The sequence below is a fragment of the Pectobacterium actinidiae genome (assembly GCF_000803315.1).
In the GTDB taxonomy this organism is placed as follows: domain Bacteria; phylum Pseudomonadota; class Gammaproteobacteria; order Enterobacterales; family Enterobacteriaceae; genus Pectobacterium; species Pectobacterium actinidiae.
This window is the reverse complement of the sequence record NZ_JRMH01000001.1, coordinates 892,504-916,315: the sequence shown is the minus strand read 5'-3', so window position 1 is coordinate 916,315 and position 23,812 is coordinate 892,504. Positions and strand designations below refer to the sequence as shown.

General features: G+C 51.6%; 21 protein-coding genes. 5 read left to right on the top strand and 16 right to left on the bottom strand.

The annotated features are described in order from the left end of the window. Positions 1-69 precede the first annotated feature (69 nt). The 3 genes from KKH3_RS03855 to mutS all read left to right on the top strand — a co-directional run bounded on the left by KKH3_RS03855 (position 70) and on the right by mutS (position 4,959). A complete protein-coding gene (locus tag KKH3_RS03855; protein ID WP_039355984.1) occupies positions 70-1,284 on the top strand; it encodes an ATP-grasp domain-containing protein in 1,215 nt (404 codons plus the stop codon). 10 nt (positions 1,285-1,294) lie between these two features. Continuing rightward, complete coding sequence (locus tag KKH3_RS03850; RefSeq protein WP_039355982.1) at positions 1,295-1,942, top strand: LysE family translocator; 648 nt, start codon at positions 1,295-1,297, stop codon at positions 1,940-1,942. Between the two features lie 452 nt (positions 1,943-2,394). Then, positions 2,395-4,959, top strand: a complete 2,565-nt coding sequence (gene mutS / locus KKH3_RS03845) for a DNA mismatch repair protein MutS (RefSeq protein ID WP_039355979.1) — start codon at positions 2,395-2,397, stop codon at positions 4,957-4,959. A 58-nt stretch (positions 4,960-5,017) separates the two neighbouring features. Here the strand turns inward: mutS and nlpE are convergent, their stop codons facing one another. Then, positions 5,018-5,713, bottom strand: a complete 696-nt coding sequence (gene nlpE / locus KKH3_RS03840; protein ID WP_039355976.1) for an envelope stress response activation lipoprotein NlpE — start codon at positions 5,711-5,713, stop codon at positions 5,018-5,020. Positions 5,714-5,786: 73 nt separating this feature from the next. Beyond that, on the bottom strand, positions 5,787-6,341 hold the full coding sequence (locus KKH3_RS03835; protein WP_039355972.1) for a YaeQ family protein: 555 nt from the start codon (positions 6,339-6,341) through the stop codon (positions 5,787-5,789). 240 nt (positions 6,342-6,581) lie between these two features. On the opposite strand from KKH3_RS03835, the gene KKH3_RS03830 reads away from it, so the two are divergent. Both KKH3_RS03830 and rof read left to right on the top strand, forming a co-directional pair. Beyond that, positions 6,582-6,782 (top strand): YaeP family protein, encoded by a 201-nt coding sequence (locus tag KKH3_RS03830; protein WP_015731006.1) that lies wholly within the window; start codon positions 6,582-6,584, stop codon positions 6,780-6,782. Continuing rightward, a complete protein-coding gene (rof, locus tag KKH3_RS03825; RefSeq protein WP_029367608.1) occupies positions 6,769-7,029 on the top strand; it encodes a Rho-binding antiterminator in 261 nt (86 codons plus the stop codon). Before KKH3_RS03830 ends, rof begins: the two co-directional genes overlap by 14 nt. A 72-nt stretch (positions 7,030-7,101) precedes the next feature. Here the strand turns inward: rof and tilS are convergent, their stop codons facing one another. From tilS to ispU, 14 genes are all read right to left on the bottom strand, one after another. Beyond that, complete coding sequence (tilS, locus tag KKH3_RS03820; protein WP_052201288.1) at positions 7,102-8,505, bottom strand: tRNA lysidine(34) synthetase TilS; 1,404 nt, start codon at positions 8,503-8,505, stop codon at positions 7,102-7,104. Further along, positions 8,495-8,884: a VOC family protein gene (locus KKH3_RS03815; protein WP_039355969.1), complete on the bottom strand. Its 390-nt coding sequence runs from the start codon at positions 8,882-8,884 to the stop codon at positions 8,495-8,497. Before KKH3_RS03815 ends, tilS begins: the two co-directional genes overlap by 11 nt. A gap of 107 nt (positions 8,885-8,991) precedes the next feature. After that, the gene (accA, locus tag KKH3_RS03810; RefSeq protein ID WP_039355966.1) at positions 8,992-9,951 is read right to left on the bottom strand and encodes an acetyl-CoA carboxylase carboxyl transferase subunit alpha; all 960 of its coding nucleotides are present in this window, start codon (positions 9,949-9,951) and stop codon (positions 8,992-8,994) included. A 12-nt stretch (positions 9,952-9,963) separates the two neighbouring features. Next, positions 9,964-13,446, bottom strand: a complete 3,483-nt coding sequence (gene dnaE / locus KKH3_RS03805) for a DNA polymerase III subunit alpha (protein ID WP_039355964.1) — start codon at positions 13,444-13,446, stop codon at positions 9,964-9,966. Between the two features lie 85 nt (positions 13,447-13,531). Then, on the bottom strand, positions 13,532-14,128 hold the full coding sequence (gene rnhB, locus KKH3_RS03800; protein WP_039362104.1) for a ribonuclease HII: 597 nt from the start codon (positions 14,126-14,128) through the stop codon (positions 13,532-13,534). Positions 14,129-14,148: 20 nt separating this feature from the next. After that, a complete protein-coding gene (gene lpxB, locus KKH3_RS03795; protein WP_039355960.1) occupies positions 14,149-15,300 on the bottom strand; it encodes a lipid-A-disaccharide synthase in 1,152 nt (383 codons plus the stop codon). 3 nt (positions 15,301-15,303) lie between these two features. Beyond that, positions 15,304-16,092, bottom strand: a complete 789-nt coding sequence (lpxA, locus tag KKH3_RS03790; RefSeq protein WP_039355957.1) for an acyl-ACP--UDP-N-acetylglucosamine O-acyltransferase — start codon at positions 16,090-16,092, stop codon at positions 15,304-15,306. A 4-nt stretch (positions 16,093-16,096) separates the two neighbouring features. Further along, positions 16,097-16,570: a 3-hydroxyacyl-ACP dehydratase FabZ gene (fabZ, locus tag KKH3_RS03785; protein ID WP_172644777.1), complete on the bottom strand. Its 474-nt coding sequence runs from the start codon at positions 16,568-16,570 to the stop codon at positions 16,097-16,099. 83 nt (positions 16,571-16,653) lie between these two features. After that, on the bottom strand, positions 16,654-17,676 hold the full coding sequence (lpxD, locus tag KKH3_RS03780) for a UDP-3-O-(3-hydroxymyristoyl)glucosamine N-acyltransferase (protein ID WP_039355954.1): 1,023 nt from the start codon (positions 17,674-17,676) through the stop codon (positions 16,654-16,656). Between the two features lie 3 nt (positions 17,677-17,679). Next, the gene (gene skp / locus KKH3_RS03775; RefSeq protein ID WP_039355952.1) at positions 17,680-18,177 is read right to left on the bottom strand and encodes a molecular chaperone Skp; all 498 of its coding nucleotides are present in this window, start codon (positions 18,175-18,177) and stop codon (positions 17,680-17,682) included. Between the two features lie 143 nt (positions 18,178-18,320). Next, a complete protein-coding gene (bamA, locus tag KKH3_RS03770) occupies positions 18,321-20,750 on the bottom strand; it encodes an outer membrane protein assembly factor BamA (RefSeq protein WP_039355950.1) in 2,430 nt (809 codons plus the stop codon). A gap of 35 nt (positions 20,751-20,785) precedes the next feature. Further along, positions 20,786-22,141 (bottom strand): sigma E protease regulator RseP, encoded by a 1,356-nt coding sequence (gene rseP, locus KKH3_RS03765; protein ID WP_039355947.1) that lies wholly within the window; start codon positions 22,139-22,141, stop codon positions 20,786-20,788. Between the two features lie 21 nt (positions 22,142-22,162). Next, positions 22,163-23,020 carry a phosphatidate cytidylyltransferase gene (gene cdsA / locus KKH3_RS03760; protein WP_039355945.1) on the bottom strand — a complete coding sequence of 286 codons (858 nt, stop codon included), beginning with the start codon at positions 23,018-23,020 and terminating at the stop codon, positions 22,163-22,165. A 9-nt stretch (positions 23,021-23,029) separates the two neighbouring features. Beyond that, complete coding sequence (gene ispU, locus KKH3_RS03755; protein WP_039355942.1) at positions 23,030-23,791, bottom strand: (2E,6E)-farnesyl-diphosphate-specific ditrans,polycis-undecaprenyl-diphosphate synthase; 762 nt, start codon at positions 23,789-23,791, stop codon at positions 23,030-23,032. Between the last annotated feature and the right edge of the window lie 21 nt (positions 23,792-23,812).

Here is a 23,812-nt window from a genome sequence, read left to right as displayed (position 1 = left end):
TGTCAGTTGCGGAGGATGTCTTGAAGAGAGAGTCTTACGCATATAAAGCATTCGATAAGAGTAGGTGATATGCGCATACTGATCATAGGTAGTGGCTTTTCTCCGATACATAAGAAACTCAAGTTGCTTGGGCATCACTTGTTCATCATCCCTGATCCCACAAGAAAGATTAATCTTAATGAAGACAATCTTTATGATGGTATCAATTTCCCTGAGAATAAAGATGACATAGAATCATTAGCACGAAATATATGTGAAAATAAAACAATTTTCAGTATCGACCGCGTAATCGCTTTTAATGAACAATGGCAACAGGTCGCAGCTCGTGTAGCGGCCTATACCGGGTTACCGATTATTACCGATGAGCAATTGGTTAGCAGGACCGTGGATAAATATTCGATGCGCAAGCATCTGAAAATGAATAACTTCCCAACGATAAAATTTGAAAAAATAAATCAACATTCTGATCTTGCCCCTGCATTGAAGCGTGTTGGCTTTCCTGCTGTTTTAAAACCACTTTCAGGTGAGGCCAGCAGGGATATATTTCTTCTTCACGATGAGAAAAGCTATCATCAACTTGAGCCAATACTTTGCGAAAAGAGCGGTGAAACGTTTATTCTTGAGTCATTTGTTGCTGGAGATGAGTACAGCGTTGAGGCTATTTCTTACCATGGCCAACATCATATTTTAGCCATTACAAAAAAATACAAAAATGATAAATTCGTTGAAATTGGTCATGTTTTACCCGCACCCATTACGCTTGAGCAGGAAGATCTCATCAGAAAATATATCCAAGATTTTCTAAGTGTAATGGGGTTCGACAACAGTGCCTCCCACACTGAAATTATTCTTTCAAATAATGGCCCCACCGTTATCGAAAGCCATACTCGCCCAGGCGGAGACAATATCTATCGCCTATTGGAGTTTTCTACAGGCATCGATTTGATGAATCTTGTAGCAAAAATAAATACCGATAGTGTAGAGGAAATTGACTTACGTAAAAGGGAGGATACCTGTTATTCAGCGGTATGGTATTCCTCACCAGAAGGTAATGAAAAATTTATTCTCGACAGTGTACTAGGTCTGGAAGAAGCAAGACGCCGAACCGGTATCAAAGATATTACTATGTTAACGAAACCCGGTGACACGGCGCGCCGCGTAGCAAATAGTTTTGACAGGAGTTTATTTGCAATTGCGACAGGGACTACGGCTGGCGAAGCGTTATCTACCGCTCAGGATGCGTTATCTGAGATAACACTAAAGTACAAATACTGCACAAAATAAAAGGTTAAAAATGGAAAATGTAGCATTCACCTTATTCGCCATCAGCGGGACATTACTATTAGGAGCCATGAATCCAGGAGAAAGTTTTCTTTTGGTTGCACGAACAACTGTCGCGACATCTCGGCTGAATGGAATTGCGACGGCACTCAGTATGGGTACAGGAAGTTTGATTTTTTCCCTTGCTGCAATATTTGGCCTTCAAGCCATTATCAAAACCATGCCCGATTTTTATTTTTTCATCAGAATATTGGGGGGGTGCTATCTCATTTATCTCGCGTATAAATTCACAATTAAAAAAACCAACATTACTGTAAACCATACTCTAGAGGGTGTTGAACAACAGTCGTTCATGCAAAGCTATTTCCAGGGGCTTATTATTCAATTAAGTAACCCCAATACTGCCCTGGTTTTTGCCAGCGTCTTCTCCGCCCTATTGAGTCATACGCTCTCATTTGAGATGTATTTTATTTTACCCGCTATCGCCTTCTCTATTGATGCCTTGTGGTATATCTTTGTCGCTGTCGTTCTGTCTTATCAGCGCCCAAGAAACACCTATCTCAATTATAAAAAATGGTTTGATATTATTGCTGGCTCACTAATGCTATTTCTCGGAATAAAAACGCTATACACGGCATTTACTCTGGCTAATCCTTTCTGAAGTAATATTATTAAAAACACACGACGATGGTATTCTCTTCGTTAAAAATACTAAATAGCTTCGCCCAATATCAGCATGACCTGGCTAACATGGAACGGTAATATGCGAAGCTATTTAGTCCCATCTGTCTTCTTGAGCATGCACTTTTCATCGTACGTTATCGTTTCCTCTACTGCGTTATGAGCGAAACCTGCGAGCTGCCTCGCGTACTTGAGTAATCGTAGAAAAATCGGATACGCATCCCTGCCTCAGTCTGGTAACGTCGCCATGACGTCAAATCGCAGCCATCAATGATAAGATAGCGCACTCGCGGGTGATGTTTTTCATCCGCCAGTCAGTATACTTCTGGCATTCCATTTCAATGCTCAGGTGACGCGCCATCAGCAAGGTTTGCTATCAAACCCAATGCCATCACCTGACGAACAAAAGCGTTAAGACTGAGTAAAATCAATATGAAAGATTCTACCGACAAGGATTTCACTGCCCATACGCCGATGATGCAGCAGTACTTTAGGTTAAAGGCTGAACATCCGGAAATCCTGCTGTTTTACCGCATGGGCGATTTTTACGAGCTGTTCTATGACGATGCCAAGCGGGCTTCTCAACTGCTGGATATTTCTCTGACGAAGCGCGGCGCTTCCGCAGGGGAACCGATACCGATGGCTGGCGTTCCTCACCATGCCGTTGAAAACTACCTTGCCAGACTGGTGCAAATGGGCGAATCCGTCGCTATCTGCGAACAAATTGGCGACCCGGCCACCAGCAAAGGGCCTGTAGAACGCAAAGTTGTCCGTATCGTCACGCCAGGAACCATCAGCGACGAAGCGCTATTGCAGGAAAAGCAGGACAACCTGCTGGCAGCGATCTGGCAGGACGGACGGGGATTCGGTTATGCCACTCTGGATATCAGCTCTGGACGCTTTCGGGTGAGCGAGCCTGCCGATCGAGAAACCATGGCGGCCGAATTACAGCGCACCAATCCAGCGGAATTGCTCTACCCTGAATCCTTTGAGTCCATGGATTTGATCGAAAACCGCCACGGACTGCGTCGCCGTCCGCTATGGGAGTTTGAACCTGATACGGCACGTCAGCAGCTCAACCTGCAATTTGGCACCCGCGATCTGACTGGTTTTGGCGTAGAGCAGGCAAAACTCGCACTGCGAGCCGCCGGATGCCTGCTGCAATACGCGAAAGACACCCAGCGCACCTCGCTGCCGCATATTCGCGGCATTACGATGGAGCGCCAGCAGGACGGCATCATCATGGATGCCGCCACGCGCCGTAACCTTGAACTCACACAGAATCTGTCTGGCGGAGTGGAAAATACGCTGGCTGCCGTGTTGGACTGCACCGTGACGGCAATGGGCAGCAGGATGCTGAAACGCTGGATTCACATGCCCAGCCGCGATATTGAGGCGCTCAAACAGCGCCAACAGGCAATCAGTGCGTTGCAGGAGATCACTCTCGATCTGCAACCCTATCTGCGACAGGTCGGCGATCTGGAGCGTATTCTGGCGCGGCTCGCGTTGCGCACGGCTCGCCCGCGCGATCTTGCACGTATGCGCCATGCTTTCCAGCAGTTTCCCGATATTCGCCAGCAGCTTGCGCCGTTGGAAACTGATTCGGTTCGTCGTCTGGTCAGCCTGATTGGTCAATTTGATGAGCTGCGGGATTTACTGGAACGCGCGGTTGTCGAAGCGCCGCCCGTGCTGGTACGTGACGGCGGTGTTATCGCGCCGGGCTACCATGCCGAACTGGATGAATGGCGTGCGCTGGCTGACGGTGCCAGCGATTATCTGGACCGTCTGGAAATTCGCGAGCGCGAAAAGCTGGGACTTGATACGCTGAAAGTCGGCTTCAATGGCATACACGGCTATTACATTCAGGTCAGCCGTGGTCAAAGCCATCTGGTGCCGATTCACTATGTACGCCGCCAGACGCTGAAAAATGCCGAACGCTATATCATTCCCGAGCTAAAAGAGTACGAGGACAAGGTTCTGACCTCGAAGGGCAAGGCGCTGGCGCTGGAAAAAGCGCTCTACGATGAGCTTTTCGACCTGCTGCTGCCTCATCTGGCCGAGCTTCAACAAAGCGCCGCCGCGTTGGCCGAACTGGATGTCCTGACGAATCTGGCCGAACGCGCCGATACGCTGAATTACGTCTGCCCGACGCTGAGTGATAAGCCCGGCATCAAAATCACAGGCGGTCGTCACCCTGTCGTCGAACAGGTGCTTCGTGAGCCGTTTATCTCTAACCCCCTGTCGCTGACACCACAGCGTCGTATGCTGATTATCACCGGCCCCAATATGGGCGGTAAAAGTACTTACATGCGTCAGGCCGCACTCATCGTGTTGATGGCGCACATCGGCTGCTTTGTGCCCGCAGATCAGGCGGTCATTGGCCCCGTCGATCGTATTTTCACCCGCGTGGGTGCTGCAGACGATCTGGCCTCTGGCCGCTCCACCTTTATGGTAGAAATGACGGAAACGGCGAATATCCTGCACAACGCTACGGAAAATAGCCTGGTACTGATGGACGAAATCGGCCGCGGAACCTCGACATACGACGGCCTGTCGCTGGCATGGGCCTGCGCCGAAAATCTGGCAAACCGCATCAAAGCCATGACGCTGTTTGCCACGCACTATTTTGAGCTGACCACCCTGCCAGAAAAAATGGAAGGCGTAGTAAACGTTCACTTAGATGCACGCGAGCACGGCGACACCATCGCCTTTATGCACAGCGTACAAGATGGCGCAGCCAGCAAAAGTTACGGCCTTGCCGTCGCCGCACTGGCGGGTGTCCCAAAAGAAGTGATTAAACGTGCTCGTCAGAAGCTGAAAGAGCTGGAAACGTTATCGAATAATGCGTCATCCAGCCATATTGATGGCGCACAGCTGGCACTGCTCAGCAATGATGAACCCTCACCGGCGATTGAAGCACTGGAGGGCATCGATCCTGACGCGCTCACGCCCCGTCAGGCGCTGGACTGGCTCTACCAGCTAAAGAAAATGCTCTAACGGGTCATCGATACAAAAAAGGCACTGAAAGTCAGTGCCTTTTCTTTTAAAAGTCGAATCAGTCTATCTGTGTATCGCAGTTTGCTCGTGCTCTCATACGTGCTTTATTACTGCTGTTGGGGACCACAGCTTTCACCATCTGACCTTCTTCCATTGACGGAATTACGGCAAAATGCGCGGTTAGAATCAGCAATACAGGCTCACCCGCAGTGGTTCTCACCCGAAAATATTGTCTTTCCAACTCTGCGCTATCATCGATCACAAAGGTTTTTCCTGTCGCGCAGTCAGAGAAGGTCGCGACGTCCGCCATATAGCGGTACATTCCCTTCATTACCATCGGCGTATTTGGCAGAGGCTGCTCGGTTGCCGTCAGCTGACGTGGAAGAGATGAATTGATCGGTAAACCTTGCTGATCCAACATTTCAAGTGAATTATCAACCGGGCGGAAGTAGCGTTTTTCACCCGCGCTATCCGTCAGCACCAGCTTGTCTGCGGTACGTCGCCACTGCCCATAAGAAGCAAACGTGTTGTTGCCTTCTCGCGTCGTTTGATACTGTTCGCGCAGAATAAACGTCCCGTCTTTTTCCAAAAACAGTGACGTATCAATCCCTCCGCAGTCCGCACAGGGTAAAACGCCACGATAGCTTTGCGCCATTGGTTTAAGGGGCTCTTCCTGAACTTGTGAGCGAGTATGACACCCGATCAACCCAGAAATCCCTGCAATCAACAGCACACCGATAGCCAGTTTTTTCATCATTATTTTCCTGCCGTCTCTGCCCTGTTTTTATTGTTCTTGCTCAATGTTCTGGAACGTATCCAGCCCGTTATCATCCCTGAGTTTGAGGAATTTTCCACTCAGAAAATGCTATTTCAAGACTATTCTTATCGTCAGATAACCAGATCGTGCCGTCCTGTATCGTTGCCTGCAATGACATGGTGCGCTGAGCCAATCCGGCAACCTGAGCGAGCTGATTATCATCTAAAAAGCGGATAGCCAGATTCTTGTACCCGGACACCTTACCCGATATCGTATTCCACCAAACCTGCGCTGCACGATCGCTGTAGGCATACAGCACCACAGCACGGGACTGATTACAGGCTTTCTTAAGCCGTTTTTCATCCGGCAGACCGAGCTCAATCCACAGTTTCAGCTCCATCGTATCGTTACGTCGCCAGATTTCCGGCTCGTCGTCTGCGCTGAGCCCTTTGGTAAAGCGCAGGTTTTCATCAGCGTGGCAGATCCACGCTAAAAGCCGCAGCATCATACGCTGCTCGGTTTCAGACGGATGCTGCGCTATCGTCAGGTTCGCGTCGTGAAAAAAATTCCGATCCATATCGGCAATATTGATTGCTGCTTTGTAAACCGTTGCTTTTAATGCCATCAGTAACCTCGTATTTATTCCCTCCTAGTTTACTTGAGTTAGCGCCATCCTCACAGTAAAGGTGATATCTGCCACGTAACCGATAGATTAGGCCTCTAAGGACTACTGATATCCTGTTAGTGCCTATGCTATAGTCGGTTTGATAAATAGAGTTTATCTTCGTAGGCTTACAACATCGCGCACCGTAGCGAGTGATGATGCATGAATATCTACCGAGCTAAGCTTTCAAGGGAGGATATAGTGCAAGAATACTGTGAATTAGTACGTCGCTTATACGCAGAGATCGCCAGTGGCGATCTGGGCTATATACCCGATTCGCTGGGTTGTGTTTTGAAAACCCTGGATGGCATTGCCGCGAATGAGGCGTTACCATCCTCCGTCAGGGAACAGGCCGCTTTTGCTGCCGCTAACTTATTGGTGAGTGATTATGTCAATGAGTAATGAATATCAACCCATAAACTGTGATGATTACGACAGCCTGGAAGCCACTTGTCAGCAGAATCTGACGCTGACGCTGGAACTGCGCAATGGTGAAGTTGTGACCGGTAAAGCCAGTGATATGATCTCACGTAAGCAGGTCGAATATCTGGTGATTGAAGCCTCCGGTACGACGCGCGAACTGCGTCTCGATCACATCGTCAGTTTCAGTCACCCTGAAATCGGGAAGGTCGTCGTCAGCGAATCCTGACAGACTTCTCCTTTCATTTAGCGGCAAACGCTGAATAAATGCTTCCAAACGGGCAACGCAGGTTGTCCGTTTTTATTCCGAGTCTGCCAACTTTAGCTTTTTCCCGAGGCTTTCTTTTCCCAAGCTCGTTTTTCCCCAAGCTTTCTTCTCCCAAAGAATGTGCCACACCGACTGGTTTGCTTTCGCCTGCCCTTCTCGCGTGACGAATTGCCCCACGGCCGCAATCAGTTGCTCATTGTAGAACACCAGTGGTGTACGGTCGCGCCACCAGGGTGGAACATTCAGCTCCTGCCAAAGCTTTTTGATTTGTCGCCCGTGGGCTCTACCAACAATATGCACGGTTCCACGGGTCGAAAAGCGAATACTCACCGACTCATCGTTTTCCGGTGCGCGAATCGCCTCACCGCTATCGGCCAACAGCAACGTGCCCAAATTTTCAGGTAACGACAGCGGGCATGACGGTAATTGCCACGGGACAATATGGTCTTTTAGTGACGGCATCAGCGGCAGCAGATAGAGATACTGACGAAAACGGCGAACCTGCATCTGATTTAGTTGCAATACCGGATCCGCATCCTGACGGCTCATCGCCACTTCATCCCAGAGCCGCTGTAGCTGTTCACGCGCGGGCATCGTCGCGCCTTGCTGCGCCAGCCAGCGACGCAGAAGAGCAAAACGACGCACTGGGCTTAGCGGCACCAGACCGTTAATGCTCAACGCGCCATCCGACTGGCATAACGCCTGCAATGATTCCTCCAGCAGCTCATCGAGCAGTTGTTCCTGTTCGGCACAAAGCTGGGCGCTACGCGCCACAGCGGAGGGGAAATGCGGCCAGCGCTGCGTCAATCGCGGTAAAATCTGGCGACGTAGAAAATTACGGTCGAAACGTTCATCCTGATTGCTGTCGTCTTCAATCCAGTCAAGCTGATGTCGCTGCGCATACGCTTCCAGCTGCAAGCGAGAAATGCCTAACAGCGGACGCACAAGACGATGGTGATCAATCGTGCTTTGAGCCGCCATCGCAGATAACCCGGCAGGCCCACTGCCGCGTTTCAACGCCAGTAAAAAAGTTTCGCTTTGATCATCAAGATGCTGCGCCGTCAGCAAGGCTTCCCCGTCTTGCAGATGCGCTTGCAAAGCCTGATAACGTGCCGTTCTGGCCGCGGCTTCAATTCCACCGTTCTGTGCCTCAACCTTCACCGGCAACGAAGCAAACGGCACCTGCCAGCGTTCACACTGCTGACGACAATGTTCGGCCCAGCTATCTGCCAGCGGATTTAAACCATGGTGAATATAAGCCGCACGAATAGGCAGTCCTAAACGCTGACGCAGAGCCACCAGCAGATGTAATAACACGCTAGAGTCCAGACCGCCGCTGTAGGCCAGCAGGATCGAACCGCATCCGGCCGTTTGCGTCACGATCGTCTGGAGTAATCCATCATCAGGTTCGGTGCAGTCCACGGTATCAGATCTCATACAGTTCTAAAGGCAAGCCGTCAGGATCGGAGAAAAAGGTGAAGCGCTGCTGCGTTTCAGGATCGATCCGGACGGGTTCACAGATAACGCCAGCCTGTTCGAGCGAGGCAACGGCCTGTTCTACGTTAGCCACGGCAAAAGCCAGGTGGCGCAGGCCGCAGGCTTCTGGCTGGCTGACACGCGCGGGTGGATGGGGGAAAGAAAAGAGCTCAATGGTATAACGCCCATTCAGCGAGAGATCTCCTTTCCACGACTGCCGCGCTTCACGGTAGACCTCGTTGTTCAACGTAAACCCCAGCACATCACAATAAAACGCCTTGCTGCGTTCATAGTCAGAGGCAATAACCGCAATGTGATGGACATCGAGCAGCTTCAGCATGCTTCACACCCTCATAGCAAAAAATCCGCTGTCATTTCTGACAACGGATTTTCAAAGTAACGCCAGAATCGCCTGATTGATAATACATCAATCAGACAATCACCTTATCAGCAGTAACCATAATTCATCAAACGCTGATAACGGCGGTTCAACAGTTCTTCTTCAGTCAGGCCGTCGAGATCGAGCAGATCGGCCAGCAGTTGCGCTTTCAGAGACTCTGCCATTGCCGGAACGTTACGGTGCGCAGAACCCAATGGCTCGGGGATCACGGTGTCGATCAGTTTCAGCTCTTTCAGACGCGGCGCAATGATACCCATGGCTTCCGCCGCCAGCGGCGCTTTATCCGCGCTCTTCCACAGGATAGACGCACAGCCTTCCGGTGAAATAACCGAGTAAGTGCTGTACTGTAGCATGTTGACCTTGTCACCCACGCCGATAGCCAGCGCACCACCGGAGCCACCTTCACCGATAACGGTACAGATGATGGGCACACGCAGCGTCGACATTTCACGCAGGTTGCGCGCGATAGCCTCAGACTGACCGCGTTCTTCTGCACCAACGCCCGGATAAGCCCCCGGTGTGTCGATAAAGGTGATGATCGGCATCTTGAAGCGATCGGCCATTTCCATCAGGCGTAGCGCTTTGCGATACCCTTCCGGTGCAGGCATGCCAAAATTACGGCGAATCTTTTCTTTGGTTTCACGGCCTTTCTGATGACCAATGATCATCACCGGGCGTCCATCCAAACGGGCAATCCCGCCGACAATCGCTTTGTCATCGGCATAGGCACGATCGCCAGCCAATTCATCAAAGTTGGTAAAGATATGCTTAATATAATCAAGCGTATAAGGACGTTGCGGATGGCGCGCTAATTGCGCAACCTGCCAGGCACCCAAATCGGCGAAGATTTTACGCGTCAGTTCAACGCTTTTCTCGCGCAGGCGCTGAACTTCTTCGTCCAGATTAATATCTAATTTTTCGTCTTGACGGCTGACTGAGGTCAGCGAGTCAATTTTCGCTTCCAACTCTGCAATCGGCTGCTCAAAATCAAGAAAATTCAGACTCATAGTATTCCTATATTAGTCAAATTCCAGTTCCACCTGCTCATTACCCACTAATGTGCGCAGCTCGTTCAGTAGCGCATCGGCAGGCGTTACACGCCATGCTGCGCCGAAACGTAGTCGTGCGCGCGCATCTTCACGCTGGTAATAGAGATGCACTGGGATCGTCCCCGATCGATGGGGTTCCAACGATTGGCGGAGACGGTTTAATAGCTGGTCATCAATTTGCCTGTCAGTCAGCGAGATAGCAAGCCCGCGCGCGTATTTTTCCCGCGCTTCACTGATATCCATTAACTCTCGGACGGTCATTTTAAGCCCGCCGCTGAAGTCATCAAAGCTGACCTGTCCACTGGCGATAAGGATACGGTCTTTCTCGAGTAAATGCTGATATTTTTCCAATGCATCGGTAAACAGCATAATCTCAAGACGACCGGAGCGATCGTCCAATGTGCAGACACCAATACGGTTACCCCGCTTGGTAACCATGACGCGAGCCGCCAACACCAGCCCTACGGCAGTGGTCATTTTACCCCGATCCGTCGGGTGCATATCTTTCAAACGCACGCCATTGGCATAGCGTTCAATTTCCTTAATATATTGTGTGATCGGGTGGCCGGTCAGATATAGCCCCAGCGTTTCCCGTTCACCATCCAGCACCACCTGCTCCGGCCACGGTGGCACCGTACTGTAGGATTGCTCAACCTGTTCAGGCGCATCGGCCAGCACGCCGAACATATCCACCTGACCAATAGCTTCCGCTTTCGCGTGCTGATCGGCGGCCTTCAGCGCATCAGGCAATGAATTCATCAGCGCGGCACGGTGTGGCCCCAGACGGTCGAATGCCCCAGACATAATCAGCTTTTCCAGCACGCGGCGGTTCAGCTTTTTAATGTCGGTTCGCGCGCAGAGGTCAAACAGCTCTCTAAAATAGCCGCCCTGATTACGCGCTTCTATAATCGCCTCAATCGGACCTTCACCCACACCTTTAATCGCGCCGATGCCGTAAACAATCTCGCCATCGTCGTTAACGTGGAAGTGATACAGCCCGCTGTTGATGTCCGGGGGCAGAATTTTTAACCCCATCCGCCAGCATTCATCAACCAGGCCGACCACTTTATCCGTGTTGTCCATATCGGCTGTCATCACCGCCGCCATGAATTCTGCCGGATAGTGCGCTTTCAGCCACAGCGTTTGGTAAGACACCAGCGCGTAAGCCGCAGAGTGAGATTTATTAAAGCCGTAACCAGCGAATTTTTCCACCAGGTCGAAAATCTTAACCGCCAGTTCGCCGTTCACGCCGCGAGATTTGGCGCCATCTTCGAAGCCACCACGCTGCTTCGCCATTTCGACCGGGTTCTTTTTCCCCATCGCACGACGCAGCATGTCCGCGCCGCCCAGCGTATAGCCTGCCAGAACCTGTGCGATCTGCATGACCTGTTCCTGATACAGGATAATGCCGTAGGTCGGCTCCAGAACAGGTTTGAGTGACTCGTGCTGCCATTCGATATCAGGATACGAGATCGCTTCACGGCCATGTTTACGGTCGATGAAGTTATCTACCATGCCGGATTGCAGCGGCCCAGGGCGGAACAGGGCCACCAGTGCGATCATATCTTCAAAACAGTCGGGCTTAAGGCGTTTGATCAGATCTTTCATGCCGCGCGATTCAAGCTGGAATACCGCGGTGGTTTCCGAGCGTTGCAGCATGTCGAAGCTTTTCTTATCGTCGAGCGGAATAGCCGCAATATCAATCGGCTCCTGCCCTTGTTTCGCGCGACGGGCGTTAATCATCCCAAGCGCCCAGTCGATGATGGTCAGCGTACGCAGGCCAAGGAAGTCGAACTTCACCAGCCCGGCATATTCCACGTCATTTTTATCAAACTGGGTAACCGGATGGTTCCCTTCCGCATCGCAATACAGTGGTGCGAAATCGGTAATCTTGGTGGGGGATATCACCACCCCACCCGCATGTTTACCGGCGTTACGCGTTACCCCTTCGAGCTTGCGCGCCATATCGATGAGCGCCTTAACTTCCTCATCGGCTTCATAAATTTCCGGCAGCTGTGGCTCAGCGGCAAACGCTTTTTCCAGCGTCATCCCCGGATCGGGCGGCACCAGTTTTGAAATACGATCGACAAACCCATAAGGATGCCCGAGCACGCGCCCTACATCACGAATTACCGCTTTCGCCGCCATCGTACCGAAAGTGATAATTTGCGACACCGCATCACGCCCGTACATTTCCGCGACGTGGTCGATAACCTTGTCGCGTTTTTCCATGCAGAAATCGACGTCGAAGTCAGGCATGGAGACACGTTCAGGGTTGAGGAAACGTTCGAACAGCAGGTCGAATTCCAGCGGATCCAGATCGGTGATTTTCAGCGCGTAGGCCACTAACGAGCCCGCACCGGAACCACGTCCTGGCCCAACAGGCACATCGTTATCCTTCGACCACTGGATAAATTCCATTACGATTAGGAAGTAGCCGGGGAATCCCATCTGGTTGATTACGCCCAGTTCAATGTCCAGACGCTCATCATATTCAGGCCGACGCTCAGCGCGCACTTCTGGGTCAGGGAACAGGAATTCGAGACGCTCCTCCAGCCCTTTTTTCGAGCACTGAACCAGAAAATCTTCCGTACTCATATCGCCCGTCGGGAACTGCGGCAGGAAATACTCACCCAGACGAATCGTTACATTACAGCGCTTAGCAATTTCAACGCTGTTCGCCAATGCTTCCGGGATATCCGCAAACAGCTCGCACATCTCCTCTTCGGAACGCATGTACTGCTGCGGACTGTAATTACGTGGACGTTTGGGGTCATCAAGCGTGTAGCCATCGTGAATCGCTACGCGGATTTCGTGAGCATCAAAATCATCAGTACTGATAAAACACACTTCATTGGTCGCCACCACGGGTATCCCGTGCTTCGTCGCCAGCTCGACGGCCGCGTGCAAATAGCTTTCTTCATCGGGACGGGACGTGCGGATCAATTCCAGATAGTAACGCTGGGGAAAGTGTTCCTGATAGAAGGCCAGACACTGTTCGGCCTGCGCCTGATTACCACGCAGCAAAAATCGGCCGACGTCACCCCGACGGCCGCCAGACAGTAAAATCAGCCCTTCCTGATGCTCAACCAGCCAATCCCTGTCAATCGTCGGCCCGGCAGCACCATAACCTCGCTGATAAGCGTGGGAAATCAGCAGCGTGAGATTCTGGTAGCCAGCATTATTCATTGCCAGGACGGTAAGATGCGCGAGCTCATCACCCAATTCATCGCTTTCGACACAGAAATCTGCGCCGATAATGGGCTTGATTCCCGCGCCATGCGCGCCGCCATAGAATTTAACCAGCCCACACAGGTTGGTAAAATCGGTAATCGCCAGCGCTGGCATGCCGAGTGCCGCCGCTTTTTTTACCAGCGGACCGACTTTGGCCAGCCCATCGATCATGGAATAGTCACTATGAACACGCAGGTGAACAAAACGTGGTTCGGCCATCTCCAGATCCCAGAATTTATCGATTAGTCAGCATGGCAACGACACGCTTACGTGCGCACGCCATACCGAGAGTTAATGATGATGTTTACGCCAGACCTAATGCACGTTTGACTGGCGCGAAGCTCCGACGGTGAAACTCGGTGGCACCCAGTGCGGCCAGTTTCTCCAGATGAAAAGCCGTTGGATAACCTTTATGTTGGGCAAAACCATAGGCGGGGAAGCGTTGATCTAACTCGACCATCTCACGATCGCGAGTGACTTTCGCCATAATCGAGGCCGCACTAATTTCTGCCACACGGCTATCCCCTTTAACGACCGCCTGCGCGGGCATTGGCAATGCCGGGCAACGGTTGCCGTCAATGAGAACAAAATCAGGCACGATAGCCAATCCAGCCACCGCACGCTGCATTGCCAACATGGTAGCATGCAGGATATTCAGTTGATCAATCTCTTCCGGTTCCGCACGGCCAAGGCTCCACGCCAGCGCCTTCTCTTTGATTTCATCATAGAGCGACAGCCGACGTTTTTCACTCAGCTGTTTGGAGTCCGCCAACCCGACAATTGGCCTAGTTGGATCCAGAATCACCGCAGCCGTTACGACCGCGCCAACCAGAGGGCCGCGCCCCACTTCATCAACGCCAGCGATACAGGTCGCCTGCGGATAGATAAATATTTCACTCATGGTTTTATTGGATGGTTTTACTAACATGGCTTTACTAATTCCAGTACCGCCTGAGCCGCTTGCTCATCGGCGTTACAGCGGATCTGCTGATGCAAATCCACAAACGTCGTGCGTAGCTCAACCCTTTCTTCCGTATCGGCAAACAGCGGCAGTAGCGCAGCAGCCAGCTTCTCCGGCGTACACTCAGTCTGTAGCAATTCCGTCACCAGCTCACGCCCGGCCAGTAAATTCGGCAGCGACACCCACGGCGTTTTGACCAAGCGCTGTGCTAGCCAGAAGGTAAAAGGCTTCATACGATAGCCGACAACCATCGGGCATTTAGCCAGCATGCACTCCAGCGCCGCCGTACCTGATGCCAATAGTGCCGCATCACTGGCAACCATAGCTTCACGCGCCAGCCCATCCAGCAGATGCACGCGCAAATCGGGAGCCACACTACTTTTTATCCGCTCAAACTGTTCACGCCGTTTGCTGTTGACGAGCGGCACCACGATTTCCAGATCGGGAAAATGCTGACGCAGTAGCACAGCCGTATTGAGAAAATCCGCGCTAAGCATTTCAACTTCTGCACCGCGACTGCCCGGCAATAGCGCCAGACAATGGACATCGGGCGCAATACCCAACGTCGCACGGGCTGCCAGCTTATCGGGATGCAGCGGCATCGCATCGGCCATAGTATGACCGATAAAGCGACAGGGCACATTGAACCGATCGTAAAACGCTTTTTCAAAAGGCAAGAAGGCCAGCACCAGATTAGTCGCTTTACCTATTTTGAAAACGCGTTTTTGCCGCCATGCCCACACAGACGGGCTGACGTAGTGAATGGTGTTGATACCGCGTTGCTTGAGGTTGCCCTCTAGCGTGATATTGAAATCAGGAGCATCAATGCCTACGAAGACATCGGGCTGGAGTTCGCTGAAGCGTTGGGTTAAATCCCGCCGAATTTTCAGCAGGCGAGGAAGTCGCTCCAGCACTTCCACAATACCCATGACGGCCAGCTCTTCCATTTCGTACCAAGCTTCACAGCCTTCGGCCTGCATACGCGGCCCGGCAACGCCGACAAACCGCGCATCCGGCACCTTTTCTTTTAGCGCCCGGATCAGGCCTGCGCCAAGGATGTCGCCGGAAGTTTCTCCGGCGACCAGCCCAATAGTCAAAGGACGTGATGACATGGATTAACGAATAATGCCGCGAGTAGAACGGGCAAAGAAATCGGTAAACGCCTTCACCGCCGGGTGTTCAGCCGCCAGCGCTTCAATTTCCGGTTTCACTTCGTCTAACGTTTTACCGCTGCGGTAGAGCAGTTTGTACGCGTTACGAATCGCGTGCAGGGTATCTTTTTCGAATCCACGACGCTTCAGACCTTCAATGTTCAGGCCGAACGGCGTAGCGTGGTTACCCTGAGCGATAACATACGGCGGCACGTCTTGCGCCACACCGGAACACCCGCCAACCATAACGTGGGCACCGATGATACAGAACTGGTGTACCGCCGTCATTCCACCGATAATCGCAAAATCATCGACGGAAACGTGGCCGCCCAACGTCGCGTTATTCGCCAGAATACAACGGCTACCCACTACGCAGTCATGCGCGATATGCGTGTTGATCATCAACAGGTTATCGCTACCGACTTTAGTCAACCCACCGCCCTGTGTCGTGCCACGATGAATCGTGACGCTTTCACGGATGCGGTTACGATCGCCAATCTCAACGCGGGTCGGTTCCCCGGCATATTTGAGATCCTGGTTCACTTCACCAATTGACGTGAACTGATAGATTTCGTTGTCGCGACCAATTTTAGTGACGCCATTGACGACGACATGTGATTTCAGCACCGTCCCTTCACCGATCTCAACCTGAGAACCGATATAGCAGAACGGGCCAATATGAACGCCAGCGCCAATGATGGCACCGTCTTCAACAATCGAACTAGGGTGAATAAAGGCGGTTTGATCAATCACGTTATCAGGACTCCCGACGGCGAGCACACATCATTGACGCTTCACAGGCCACTTCGCCATCAACTTTGGCAACACCTTTAAAGCGCGCAACGCCGCGACGCTCTTTGATGAATTCAACTTCAAGGATCATTTGATCGCCTGGCTGCACGGGGCGCTTAAAGCGCGCTTCGTCAACAGCGGCGAAATAGTACAGCTCACCCGGTTCCAGTTTACCCACGCTTTTAAACGCAAGAATACCGGTGGCCTGAGCCATTGCTTCCAGAATCAGCACGCCGGGAAAAATCGGTTTGCCCGGGAAATGGCCCTGGAAGAAGGGTTCGTTGAAAGAGACGTTTTTCACCGCCCGCAGAAATTTCCCTTCTTCAAAATCCAGTACCCGATCAACCAGCAAAAACGGGAAACGGTGCGGTAATAATTCTAAAATCTCTTCAATATGCAGAGTATGAGTGTCAGTAGTCAAAATACTCTTCCTGTCCATAAAAACTGATGCCATCAACAACACGGCCTGCACAGACCCTAAATTAGGTGTCTTCAGGCAGGCCGCAAATAAAACGCGAGTGATTAAACGTTATCGACTTTTCGTTCAACGGCTTTCAGCCGTTTGCTTATCTCATCAATATTCATCACCAGCGCTGCAGTTTTGCGCCACACTTTATTGGGTTGCAAAGGAATGCCCGAAGAGTATACCCCAGGTTCTGTGATTGGTCGCATGACCATCCCCATTCCCGTTACCGTTACTTTATCGCAGATCTCCATGTGCCCATTGATCACACTGGCACCACCGATCATGCAATAACGACCAATTTTCAAGCTCCCCGCCATAATGACGCCACCCGCGACCGCGGTATTGTCGCCAATCACGACGTTGTGCGCAATCTGACATTGGTTATCAATGATAACACCATTGCCAATGACCGTATCATCCAACGCACCACGATCGATGGTTGTGCTCGCGCCAATCTCAACCCGATCGCCAATTCTGACCGTCCCCAACTGCGGGATCTTCACCCAGTTGCCGCGATCGTTGGCATAGCCAAAGCCGTCAGAACCAATCACCGTTCCCGACTGGATCAGGCAATGTTCACCCAGTTCAACGCGGTGATAAATCGTGACATTTGCCCATAAGCGCGTACCGGCACCAATGCGAGCATCTTTGCCGATAAAGCAGCCAGGGCCAATGACAACGCCATCTCCCAACAGTGCACCAGATTCGATGACGGCATTTGCGCCAACGGACACGTTCTGACCCAGCGTCGCGTCTGGCGCAATAACCGCGCTCGGCGCAATATCAGTTGCTGGCTGCGGCGTCGTATCCAGCAGTTGCGCCATACGCGCATAGGTAAGGTAGGGATTCTTCACTACCAGCGCCGCAACCTGACAGTAAGGTAAATCCGCTTCCGTCAGCACGACCACGGACGCTTGCGTCCCGGCCAGTTGCTCACGGTAACGACTGTCGGAAAGAAACGTAATTTGCCCAGTTTTTGCTGAATGCATAGAAGCAACACCGGTGATGACGATATCGCCATCACCGTGTAATTGTGCATCCAACTGTTGAGCTAACGCGTCCAGTCGAATTGAATACATGTATTATTTAACCTGTTTCAGCACATCGGCAGTAATGTCTTTAGCATTGGCGACATACGCAACCGCGTTAGCGTCAATCACAACATCATAACCTTCTTTGGTTGCAACGGCTTTCACCGCATCCTGAATGCGGCTCAGGATTTTGTTACGTTCTTCAGTCTGACGGCGACGGTTATCCTGCTCAAAAGCCTGCGCTTTAGTGGAGAACTGCTCGCGCTGAGCCATGACGTCCTTCTCCATTTTGCTGCGCTCGCTCGCTTTCATGGTAGAACCATCACGTTGCAGCTTCTGCATCTTGCTCTGTAAATTGCTTTCCATCGTTTGCAGTTCAGAAGCTCGACCTTTGAATTCGTTTTCCAGCTGTTTGCCAACGGTTTCACGCTGCGGCAACTGTTGGAAAATGCTAGAGACGTTAACAACGGCAATTTTATCAGCAGCCTGAACGCTGGCTGAAGCAGCCAATGCTAAACCGAGGCCTGCGGCACATAACCACTTTTTCACTATAAACTCCTCAACCTAACCTAATTTGTGTCTTAACACTGTAATTATGAGCATCGCGTCATGATATGAACGGCCTATGTTCAACCATTCATATCCATGAACAACGATGCGACATTCCCTGCATACAACCGATTGACGTCACACTACCAGGTTTTGCCAATGTTAAACTGGAACTGTTCCGACTTGTCTCCATCGTACTTTTTAACCGGCTGGGCATAGGAGAAGACCAATGGCCCAAGCGGAGACATCCATTGCAACGCGATACCGCTGGAAACACGGAAGTTGCTCGCTTTACTGTAATCCGGTACGCCCGCAGCAATCGTTGCAGGTGTATTTTCCCAGTTGGTATCCCATACCGTACCGCCATCCACGAAGAAGGAAGTACGGACAGAGTTCGCGTATTTATCACTGATAAACGGCGTCGGCACGATAAGTTCCGCACTCAGCACGGCCATCGCATTACCACCTACCGCGTCATCCAGATTGGTTGAATCGATCGGGCAATTCGCATAGGAAGACTCGCTACCATTACATTTGTAATATGCAGCCTTAGGACCGATGGTATTCGACTGAAAACCACGCACCGTGCTGGAACCACCGGCATAGAAGTTGTCGTAGAACGGCACTTCCTTACTACCGATGCCATCAGCAAAGCCTGCGCGCGTACGCCCCATCACCACCCATTTACCGCTGTCAGTCAACGGATAGTAGCTCGCGGAGTCAAACGTCAGTTTGTAGTATTCGTTGTCAGAACCCGGCACCGCAACTTTAGCATTCGCAGACGCACGAGTCCCCTTCGTCGGGAAGTAGCCGCGATCCAGATTGTTATACGACCATCCGGTATTCAGGAAGAAATCGTTCGCTTTGAAATCTGCGCTAGATTTGACATTCTCGCCAACCACAGAAGGATTAACCCCCACGGAATCCAGATAACGCCACATCGCCACCTGCGGTCTCATATCCGACAGATCGTTATGGACATAATCCAGACCGACACGCAGTGAGTTATTCTCGTTAATCGGGAAGCCCAAGGTACTGCCAACGCCATAACTCACGTTGGTGTAGTCAGACAGATCGGCGTCAGACGCCTCAAATTTGTTATAGAAGACACGGCCACCGAGGCTAACGCCATCAACGGTAAAGTACGGATCGGTCAGTGACAGCTCGACATACGTCTGGTAGTCGTTTTTAGTCCCGCTGATACCTACGGAGTTACCCGTTCCCAGCCAGTTGTCCTGCTGAACCCCAGCCTGGAAGCTCACGCCACTTTCTGTACCGAAACCGACACCAAAGTTGAATGTCCCCGTATTACGCTCTTTGACTTTATACGTTACATCAACCTGATCGGCCACGCCGGGAACACGCTGCGTTTCTACATCAACGCTTTCAAAGTATCCCAGTCGGTTTAAACGCTCTTTGCCCTGCTCAACCAGATCGTTGCCTAACCATGCCCCTTCCATCTGGCGCATTTCACGGCGCAGAACGGAGTCTTTAGACGTGTCGTTACCGTCAAAGCGGATATGACGCACGTAGAAACGGTTACCAGCATCAACGTTGATGTTTAATTTCACCGTTTTGTCTGCGTCATTAATTTCCGGCTGTGTCACCACGCGCGGATAAGCATAGCCATAACGACCCAGCAGCTTCTTGATGTCCTCTTCCATTCGGGTCACTTTCGTCCCGTTGTAGAGTTCACCCGGTTCAATCTTCGTCAACCCTTCGATTTCCGCAGAGTGACCAGCCAGATTACCTTTCACCGCTACGCCGGACAGCTTGTACTGCTCGCCTTCCGTCATATTGATGGTGATGTAGATGCCTTTTTTATCTGGCGTCAGGCTCACCTGAGTGGAATCGATGTTGAAACGCGCATAGCCACGATCCAGATAGAAACTCCGTAGGGTTTCCAGATCGCCAGACAGCTTTTGTTTCTGATATTTACGATCGCCCACCACGTTCCACCACGGCACTTCATCACGCAGTTGGAAACGAGAGATCAATTCGTCGGAGCTAAATGCTTTATTACCAACAATATTAATCTGCTGAATCTTGGCGGAAACGCCTTCCGTGAAGACCAGTTTCAGGTCTACGCGGTTACGCGGGAGCGGTGTGACAACGGCTTTAACCGACGCACTGTACTTACCCACGCTGTAGTAGAAATCTTCCAGTCCTTTTTCGATGCTGGTGAGCGCAGTCCGGTCCAACGCTTCACCGACGCGCACGCCGGAAGCCTCCAGGTTTTCTTTCAGCATGTCGTCTTTGACTGACTTATTGCCGGAAAACGTGACGCTGGCGATGGTTGGACGTTCCTTCACCTGCACAATCAGCGTTTCGCCATCGCGCAGGACACGAACATCTTCAAAATTTCCGGTCGCAAACAAGGCACGGATGGTGTTACCGATATCATCGTCACCGATGGTATCACCAACGCGGACTGGCATACTGAGTAATGCCGCCCCGACGGCAACTCTTTGCAGGCCCTCGAAATGAATGTCCTTCACTACGAACCCGTCTGCACCGTATACGGTTGCGCTGCTAAACAGCAGCGACGCTATGAGCAACTTTTTGATCGCCATCGTTGTTATGCGTTTTTCCTAACCTAATCCCGCGCCTAGAGACGAGAGAAATCATTGAAAAGTGCGAGTCCCATTAACAACATCAGCAACACTGTACCAATGCGATAGCTAACGTCCTGCACACGCTCAGAAACCGGCCTGCCCTTCAACTTTTCAACCGCAAGAAAGAGCAGGTGTCCACCATCCAATACCGGCAGAGGGAATAGATTGATGATCCCCAAATTGACACTGATTAAAGCCAAAAACATCAGGTAATAAATCAATCCATAATCTGCTGACATTCCAGCCCCCTGTGCAATCGAAATGGGACCGCTCAGGTTGTTCAGCTTAACATCACCCATAACCAGTTTCCCTAACATACTGACGGTCAATTTCATCAGTTGCCAGGTTTTATCTGTTGCCTGGTAGACAGCGCTGAACGGCCCATACTGGCGCACAGTTCTGTATTCCTCAGGCAGTGGCGTCACGCTTGGCATTACGCCTGCCAGCCCTTCAACTCTGCCACTTCCCACAGATTTGCTGTCTGGTGTTAACGTCAACGGTACTGTTGAACCATTACGCTCCACCTCCAGAGCAATAGATTGTCCGGGGTTATCGCGCACGGCGATGACAAAATCACGCCATTGCGCTAGCGCCTGCCCGTCGACTTTAACGATCCTATCCCCGACTTGCAAACCTGCTTTTTCCGCCGCCGACCCTGCCTGCACCTGATGCAGTACCGGCTCGATTTGCGGACCACGCGGAATAATCCCAAGTGAGGCGGCGGGATCTTGCTTATCCGGTTCAAACTGCCACTCACGTAAATCCAGCGTTTTTTGAACGACACGGTCAGAGCCTAAAGGTGCGGTTCCGATCACAACATCGCTATCGCCGATTTTACCGATCAGAGCCAGACGCGCAGCATCCCAATCAGGCGTTTCGATACCATCAACGGACTTTAGTTCCGTTCCCGCCGACATTTCCGCCTGCGCCGCGATGGAGTTGGGCAGTATTTCACCTACTACCGGACGCACGCCGGGTACACCGAGAATAAACACCAGCCAGTAGGCCACAATCGCAAACAGGAAATTGGCAATTGGGCCGGCGCTAACGATGGCCGCACGCTGCCAGACCGTTTTACTGTTAAATGATTGGTGACGGAATTCTGGCGCAACCGTGTCGACGCGCTCATCCAGCATCTTGACGTAGCCGCCAAGCGGGATCAGCGCAATCACGAATTCTGTACCCGTGCGATCGCGACGACGCCATAGCGCGCGTCCGAAACCGACAGAAAAGCGTTCGACCTTCACACCACAGCGGCGCGCGACCCAGAAATGCCCAAATTCATGGACAGTGACCAGCACACCCAGTGCAATGATAAACGCGGCAAGATTCCAAAGAAAACTCAGCATAAATAGCTCTACCGCTTTATTCTAAGCCACTTTAAACAGCAGCAGCATCAGGCAAGAGAACACAGGAACCGCAGCAGTCAGGCTGTCGATACGATCGAGCACGCCACCGTGCCCCGGAATCAAATGGCTACTGTCTTTGATGCCCGCCTCGCGTTTGAACATACTTTCCGTCAAATCACCCAGCACCGAGGCCAGCGCAGCGGCGATGGAACAAATCAACAACGTCGCTGGCGCTACCGTTAACGGCGCATACAGGCTAAACAGCACAGAGATTAACGCAGAGGTTGCCAGACCACCGAGAAAGCCTTCCCAGGTTTTGCCCGGCGAGACTTTTGGCGCGAGTTTACGCTTACCAAACAGTTTACCGAACATGTAGGCACCGCTGTCTGCCCCCCACACCAACAGCATGACGTACAGCAGCCACCAGGCACCAGCGAATGGATTAATCGCGTAATCGTAATGGCGAAGCGCGACCATGCCCCAGAAAAACGGCACGATCGTCATGATACCGAACACCAGTCGCAATGTACGCGAATGACGCCAGAATGAAGCAGAAGCCGGATAGAACAGCACCAACAGCAGCGCGACACCCCACCACACCAGTGATGACCACAGCGCGATACTGATTTGCGGAATATGAACGGAATAATGGTAGGCCGGGAGTGATAACAGCATCAACGCCAGCAAGAAACCACACAGGATCGCGAGCCATAGGCGTTGACCATAAGAGGCAAACCCCGCCAACTGGCCCCATTCCCACGCCGCTAGCATACAGACAGCTAGCGTAACCAACGTGAATCCCAGAGGAGGCAGCAAGAAAAGTGCTGCAATAACAATCGGGATCAAAATAAAAGCAGTAATCAGGCGATACTTCAGCAAAAGTTCCCCCTAGGATGCATCAGCATCGATAGGTGTTGTTCCCCCGAAGCGGCGCTCGCGTTGTGCAAAAGCATTCAGCGCACCTTCAAAGACTTGTTCATCGAAATCAGGCCAGAGGACATCAGTAAAGTAAAATTCAGCATAAGCAATTTGCCACAGAAGAAAATTACTGATGCGGTGTTCTCCACCGGTTCTGATCACCAAATCAACCGGAGCCAGATCATTCAGACAGATGTACTGACATAATGACGCTTCATTAATGCTATCAGGGCGCAGAATGCCTTCCTGCACCTGCTCTGCAAGTTGCCGTACTCCCTGAATAATATCCCAACGGCCGCCATAATTCGCGGCAATATTCAGTGTGAGCCCCTGATTCTTTTCTGTCAGTGCTTCTGAACGGCGGATTCGTTCTTGCAAACGCGGACTGAAGCGGCCGATATCGCCAATGACCCGCAGGCGGACATTGTGCTTGTGCAAGCTTTTCACTTCGCTGTCCAGCGCCCTAACAAACAGTTCCATGAGTGCGGAAACTTCCTGCGCCGGACGGTTCCAGTTTTCACTGCTAAATGCGTAAAGTGTCAGTGCATCCAGCCCTTGGCTCACTGCAAAACTGACCGAACGTCGCACAGCCTTTACACCAGCCTGATGGCCAAAAATCCGCATTTTCCCCCGGCTTTTCGCCCAGCGACCATTGCCATCCATGATAATGGCAACATGCCGCGGCCCGGCGGGTGGCAGATCGTTAGTATTTTTTTGATTATCGGACGGCATAACGCGTACTTATTTCCTCAA